The sequence below is a fragment of the Pseudomonas kitaguniensis genome (genome assembly GCF_009296165.1).
In the GTDB taxonomy this organism is placed as follows: domain Bacteria; phylum Pseudomonadota; class Gammaproteobacteria; order Pseudomonadales; family Pseudomonadaceae; genus Aquipseudomonas; species Aquipseudomonas kitaguniensis.
The window spans coordinates 1-666 of record NZ_VUAZ01000248.1 but is presented as its reverse complement, the minus strand read 5'-3'; the positions used below and the strand labels follow the sequence as shown (position 1 = coordinate 666).

Below are 666 nucleotides of genomic sequence, written 5' to 3'. Positions count from 1 at the left end.
CGACGGTGCCTGCTCGGGAAACAACGCTGTCAGGCGTTGCAGTAACGGGGTGGGTAAGGTTTGTGCGTCGGCAGCATTGGCGACGGCGCGCTGGTTGGCAGTGGTCGCTGCCGACGCCAGTGACCGACCCCGGCCGAACTCGACCAGCAAGGTGTTGCCCTTCTTAAGCTGGGAAACACTCAGGAAGGGCGAGAACTCGCGATGGTCAATCGAGGCAAACTCGCCGTTCAACGCCCCGTTGGCTTGGAGGATGCTGTACTGCTGGCCCAAGTAGTAATTGTTGGGTTGCGCACTCAGGTACAGCGAGCCACCGTTGATGGACGCCTGGTTTTGCACCTGCAGTTTGGCCGGGTCTGCCTGGGCCACCAGCCCGGTCATCAAGGTTGAACCGGCCGCTTGGGTGTAATCGCCCTCGACGGCCAATGAACCGTTCAGGCGCAGAACACCGCCTTCAAGGTTTACGTCGCCCTTGAGGTGGTTAGCCCCGTCCAGCTCCAGAATGCCTTCCTTGATGGTGGCCCCGGCGAAGCTGTTGTTGCCACTCAGGCGCAGCCAGCCGATGCCGCTTTTTTCCAGACGGCCCGGGCCACCGATATCGTTGCGCCAATCGTCCCAGGCGCCGCCTTGCCAGACGATTGCGCGCCGGCGGGGCGGTCCATGTTGACG

1 protein-coding gene is annotated in these 666 nt (G+C 62.6%); it reads right to left on the bottom strand.

What is annotated here, in order from left to right; all coding sequences use genetic code 11:
- Nucleotides 1-666, bottom strand: a 666-nt coding sequence (locus F0169_RS27505; protein WP_341869117.1) for an autotransporter-associated beta strand repeat-containing protein, incomplete at both ends; no start/stop codon positions are given.